The sequence below is a fragment of the Verrucomicrobiia bacterium genome (assembly GCA_035946615.1).
GTDB lineage: Bacteria > Verrucomicrobiota > Verrucomicrobiia > Limisphaerales > UBA8199 > DASYZB01.
Genome location: DASYZB010000094.1, coordinates 1 through 5,330, shown reverse-complemented (window position 1 = coordinate 5,330; position 5,330 = coordinate 1). Strand labels below are relative to the sequence as shown.

Here is a 5,330-nt window from a genome sequence, read left to right as displayed (position 1 = left end):
AGCTTGCGGTTGTGGCGCATGTTGGAGGGTCCTCTGTGATTCGGGGTTAGTGGGCCTGGTTCCATCGGATGGCCAGTTGGAGCAGTTCGCTCGAGCTTTTCAGGTTCAGCTTTTCTTTGATGCGGGCACGGTAGGTGTCCACGGTTTTCATATCAATATGTAATTGCCCGGCGATTTCACGGGTGCTCAGACCGCGTCCGGTCAGCTCGAAGACCTGCAACTCGCGGTCAGCGAGCTGGTCGCTGATAGAATCGCCGGCGGCCTGGGGTTTGGCGGCGAGGCGTCCCAAAACTGCGGAAGAGGTTCTTTCGTTGAGGTAAATGCCGCCCGCCAGGATGCGGCGGATGGCGAGGAGGATATCGCGAGTGGCCTCCTGTTTGGTGATGTACCCGCGGGCGCCGGCGCGCAAGACGCGTTCGGCATAAAGGGTTTCATCGTGCATGGAGACGACGAGGATTAATAAATGGGGCCAACGGGCATGGATGTCTTTAATCAACTCGATGCCGCTGGAGGATTTCAACATTAGATCGACGACGACCATGTCGGGTCTGGTGGTTTCGATAGCGCGAAGGGCCTCGTGATGGTCTTCGGCCTGGGCGCAAACCGAGAGGTCAGTTTCGCGGTTAATGCTCTCGGCCAAGCCCTGGCGAACGACGGGGTGGTCGTCCACCAAAATGATGCGAGTGGTTTTGGACGCGGCGGTTTGAGTTGAAGGGAACATGTTATTGGGACTGTGGGGCAAGCACGCCGGAGATGGGGTCGCCAATTTGGGGGACGCGGCAGGAAACGACGGTTCCAGCGGGGTTACCGTTGATGTAGAGGCGGCCGCCGATGCTCCGGGCGCGATAGTCCATGATGTGCAATCCCATGCCGGAGCTGCGGTGAAGAGCGCCCTTGATGCCGGCGCCATCGTCGCGGACCATCAATTCAATTTCGCCGGCAGCGCCGGTGAGTTGGATGCAGATATGGCGGCTGCCGCTGTGTTTGACGGCGTTGTTGACGGCTTCCTGGGCGATGCGGTAGAGGTGGGTGGAGGTGGTGAGATCGCAACTGACGTGCTGGAGATCGGTTTGAAGGCCGCACTGGATGTTAAATCGTTCGCTGACGGTATTAGCGAGTTCTTCGAGGGCCGGGACTAGGCCGTCGGTTTTTAGGCGGACGGGGTAAAGGCCGCGGCAGACGCGGCGTGACTCGGTGATGGCTTCGTCCAGGAGGGAGCAGAATTTGGCGGCAGAGGAGGCTTCGGAGGGGTCGCGTTGGCGAAGCAATTGCTGAAGGGAATTGGCGCTGAAGGCTGCGCCGATCAAGAGCTGGCACAAGCCGTCGTGGATGTCCTGGCCGATGCGGGCCTGCTCGCGGTCGCTGATTTCGAGGATTTCGCGTTCCAAGCGGATGCGGGCGATGGCGCCGGCGGCCTGGGCGGTGACGGTTTCAAGGGCGACGCGCATCTGGGGGGGTATTTCGTCCTGTTCATGGGAGCCGAGGCTGAGGGCGCCGAGCATCTCGCCTTCATGTTGGAGGGGGAGGACGGCGAGCGCGCGCAAGCCTTCGCCGCTCCAGAAGGAACCTTCGGTATTCCATTCGGGTCCACAGATGGGATAGAGCATGCGGCCTTCACGGACCAGAGCCACTTCGCTTGAGTCGGCCTCGTAATGGGCGACGCGGGAGACAAAGGCGGGAGAAAGCCCCCGGTGTGCGGCCAAATCCAGGGCGCCGTTTTCCTGAGCCAAGTAAACGCCGCCGCAATCGATACCTTCGAGACGGGTGGCGGCTTCGAGGAGGCGCTGGAGCGCGGCGCGGAGGTCGCTGGTGATACTCAAGGCGGCGCTGATATCGCGCTGGGCCTCCATGAGTTGCTCGGCGCGTTTGCGCTCGGTGATGTCTTCGGCGATGCCGACGATACGATAGACCTCGGAGCGTTCATTGAGGACCGGAAAGGCGCGATCATGGACCCAGCATACCGAGCCGTCCGGACGCCGGACGCGGTATTCCTCGTCGTACTCGCCGGCGATCTGCTGGGTGTACATGGCCTGTGTGACACGGTCGCGGTCTTGGGGATGCACGGCGTCCAACCAAATAGCCGGGCAGGAGTAAATGGCCTGGCGTGGCCTGCCCCAGACTTTTTCAAAGCCACGGCTGACATAGTTGACGCGATTCTTGGCCGGATCGGTTACCCAGAAGACCTCGGTGATATTCTCGGTGACCTGTTTAAAGAGCTCGACAGTCTCGCGCAGCCGGACGGTGGTCTCTTTGTGTTCGGCGACTTCGTTTTGGAGACGGCCAGTGCGTTCGTGAATGGTGCGTTCGAGGCCGCGGGTGAGCCGGCCCGCCTGGGCCGCCAGCCAGCCGGTGGCTCCAAAACCCACGATACGCAGGGCGGAATTCCAATAAACGATCCAGCCGGGCAATGAAACAGCGCCGGTTTGGACAGCATCGAAATAAACAAAGACGCCGGAGGCCAGGGCTACGAGCAGAGCGGGCCTGACACCGGCCCCCCAACCGACCGCAGCGCAGCCGAACAGATAGAATAAATCAAAGCTCAGCCCGCGGGTTGAGATGAGGTTCATGGAACCGACCAGGCAGGTATAAGCCAGGCCAATGGCGGTAATGCGTTTGCCGGGGCTGCGGCCTTTGGTGTGGTCCAGGCCGCTGAGCGCTACCAACTTGTTCAAGGCAAGGCCTACCGCTGTGATTGTCATACCCACAGCGCCTCCGAGCCTTTCCATCACTTTTTGCATACCTCACCGATCAATGTTGCTGGAACGCTGGACGCCCTGGCTGTCACCCTCCAGCTTCCTGTTGCCGGAAGGCTACCAGAAGGCGCCAAGGATGGGAAGCAAGGACGTTTGGGGAGGGATTCTGACTCTTGTAACGGCCCCAGTGCCTTCTGCCAAGTGTGGTTAGAGTGCCCAGCGGCGGTAGTGGGCGATTGTGGCGGAGACATCGGGGAGGAGGGGGAGCAAGGAGAACTGTTTGTATTCAACGCCGGTGGGCCAGGAGACTCTGAGGCCCAGCTTTTCTTTGGTTTGGAACCAGTAAACGACTTGTTCGACGGCGGCTTGTTCGAGGTCATCGGGCAGGGGTGTTTGGCATGGTTGCGGGTCGGTGCCGGGGAGGACAAAGCCGCCGGTGTAGGTGACGCGGGCGAGGGAGGAAGGCTGAAGGCTGAGGGCTGAGGGCTGAAGGGAGATGACGCAGCCGCGGTGGAGCAGGTAATCGGTGTTGGGCTGTTCGGTCCAGCCTTCGGTTTCGGAGGATTTGGTTTCGAATTTGGAGACCGATTCGATGGGGTAGCACGGTGGGGAGATTTCGGTGTCATCGGCGTCGAACTCGTGGGTGGCGTTTTCCGTGCGAGCCAACGTGCGGTTGGTTTCTTTGTCAAAGCGGGCGGAGACGGCCTTGATGGCGTTGGTGAGGATGGGGTCCTGGGATGCGTCGGAATCCAGGATGGAGAGGCGGGATTTGATTGTACTAAGTTGGGTGAGCATGGGGGGCGGACAGATTTCAGATTTTCGATTTCAGAATTTCGAATGTGCGGTGCTGGGACTTTCAGGGGCCGAGGACGGCCCGATAGAATTGAGAGCCTGCAGCGAGAGGAACGTTAGTGGTCCAGGCGGGGGAGGTGAGGGTGTTTGTGGCGAGGGAAACCCAGTTCTGGAGGTCGGAGGAGGTCTGGAGGACGAGGACTTCGCCTGCGAGGCCGTTTATTGAGAGGAGGGCCTGGTTGGAATTTACGGTTGCGATTTGCAGGGTGGGAGGTTGTTGATTGGGGGTGATCTGCACGAGTTCTGGGGCAACCAGGTAGCGCGTATGCGAGCCATCGGCTATTTTGCCGTAGAGGGTGTGGATGCCTGGCGGGGTATTGGATGTGCTCAAGTTGGCGTTCACGATGAGGACGGACCCAACTCCGGTGTTTGACAGCGGGTATTGCCCGAGCAGGACGCCGTTGGTTCCAAGAGTGTTGAAGTCGTTGCCGGAATAGAGGTGGCAGGTCAGGTTGCTCGCTGAGCCGCCGTACTCGCAATAGAATCGTGCAGATAGGGGGCTGCCTTGGGTGATGACGTTCGTCCCGGTGACATCCAATTTAATGAGGTTGGGCCACGCTCCGCTGTTGGATTGCAGGGGCGTGCGGTTATTGGCGAGGCCTGCGCCGAAGTCCCACCATTTGTTGCAGCCGTCGCTGATGGCGGGGTATCCCGGACCCAGTGGTTGATCCGTACTAAGGCGATTGCCGGCGCCTATGAGGCTGTAGTAGAAACCAGAGCGCAATCCGGAGACTTCGTACGGGACCCACCAGTTTGTGCGCATGCTTGCGTCTATGGTTGCAGCATCGCCAGCGAGGTTGTAGGAGGTGGGCGTGTTGAGGTTAATTGAACCGTGGTACCAAAGGTGGACGTTGGAGTGGTCTGGGGAGGTTGAAGATACATTGAAATAGCCTTCGGATAGATTGTATAATTGCCTGACATAGGCGCCGGCGACTGGTTCGCCGGTTGGATCGAGGGGGTTCAGGGGGTCGAGGTCTTCCCAATAGTTGTCGGCGAACAGAACGTTTGCGTAGGTGTTTTTGGCCGGGGCGTCGGTTGGGAATCCAAAGTCGAAATTGCCATCGTTGTTGAGGGGGTGAGGATCGAGTGTGGTGACGTGGTCAACCCAGATCCCGTTGGTGCCTAATATGCGGCTGATCTCGGAGATCAAGGACCCGCCCCGGCTGTGGCCGATGAGGTGAATTGGGAACTCGACCAGTGCGTGGCCCCCAAGAGCCTGGATCGAATTGGTTTGGAGCATAACCCAGCTCGCCGCTCCAGCGACGTTATAGGTGCTGATGTCGTAAGGAGCGGAAAGACCGCCTGCCATTTGGCTCCAATCCAGTTTGACAATGATCTCGCCTGAGTCGGTCGCAGCAGGTGGTGTGGCGTTGGTTGGTTCCCACTGATAAAAGTAGTTGTTGTTGCCATCGGTTGTGAGAGTGATTGTGATGGCCGTGAAGTTGGTGCCGGGAAAGGAGTAATAGTTGGGAATATCGTTTGCCATGGCACCGACCCAGCCGTCGGCGCTACCGGCGTATCCGTGGGTGATGAGGGTCACACCGGAGCCGAGGCAGTGGTTTACGGCGCAGACCGCAAGTAGGGTGAGGAAGGAGGAGAAGGGCAATGACTGGATTTGCATTGTGGTTTTGTGAGAGCAAATTATGGGTCTGTAGCAGAATTTGTGGGTAAATCCATTTGACAAATGGCGGCCTGACGGCCGGGGAGACGATGAGTTTTTCGCTTTGACCATGGCTTGCGGAGGCATCCGAAAAGCAAACACCCGACCCAAACGAGTGCTTGGAC

Annotated in this window: 4 protein-coding genes; all 4 read right to left on the bottom strand. The window is 59.2% G+C overall.

Going from position 1 to position 5,330, the window contains the following annotated elements; all coding sequences use genetic code 11:
- Nucleotides 1-46: 46 nt before the first annotated feature.
- The 4 genes from VG146_13480 to VG146_13465 all read right to left on the bottom strand — a co-directional run bounded on the left by VG146_13480 (nucleotide 47) and on the right by VG146_13465 (nucleotide 5,166).
- Nucleotides 47-721, bottom strand: coding sequence for a response regulator transcription factor (locus tag VG146_13480; GenBank protein HEV2393358.1), 675 nt, complete (start codon nucleotides 719-721; stop codon nucleotides 47-49).
- A 1-nt stretch (nucleotide 722) separates the two neighbouring features.
- On the bottom strand, nucleotides 723-2,699 hold the full coding sequence (locus VG146_13475) for a PAS domain-containing protein (protein ID HEV2393357.1): 1,977 nt from the start codon (nucleotides 2,697-2,699) through the stop codon (nucleotides 723-725).
- 201 nt (nucleotides 2,700-2,900) lie between these two features.
- The gene (locus VG146_13470) at nucleotides 2,901-3,488 is read right to left on the bottom strand and encodes a hypothetical protein (GenBank protein ID HEV2393356.1); all 588 of its coding nucleotides are present in this window, start codon (nucleotides 3,486-3,488) and stop codon (nucleotides 2,901-2,903) included.
- Nucleotides 3,489-3,549: 61 nt separating this feature from the next.
- Nucleotides 3,550-5,166 carry a hypothetical protein gene (locus VG146_13465; GenBank protein ID HEV2393355.1) on the bottom strand — a complete coding sequence of 539 codons (1,617 nt, stop codon included), beginning with the start codon at nucleotides 5,164-5,166 and terminating at the stop codon, nucleotides 3,550-3,552.
- Nucleotides 5,167-5,330: the final 164 nt, after the last annotated feature.

Bases quoted from the DNA above. Each gene is read 5' to 3' on its own strand.
- VG146_13470 (HEV2393356.1), bottom strand. From the start codon at position 3,488: ATGCTCACCCAACTTAGTACAATCAAATCCCGCCTCTCCATCCTGGAT.
- VG146_13475 (HEV2393357.1), bottom strand. From the start codon at position 2,699: ATGACAATCACAGCGGTAGGCCTTGCCTTGAACAAGTTGGTAGCGCTC.
- VG146_13465 (HEV2393355.1), bottom strand. From the start codon at position 5,166: ATGCAAATCCAGTCATTGCCCTTCTCCTCCTTCCTCACCCTACTTGCG.
- VG146_13480 (HEV2393358.1), bottom strand. From the start codon at position 721: ATGTTCCCTTCAACTCAAACCGCCGCGTCCAAAACCACTCGCATCATT.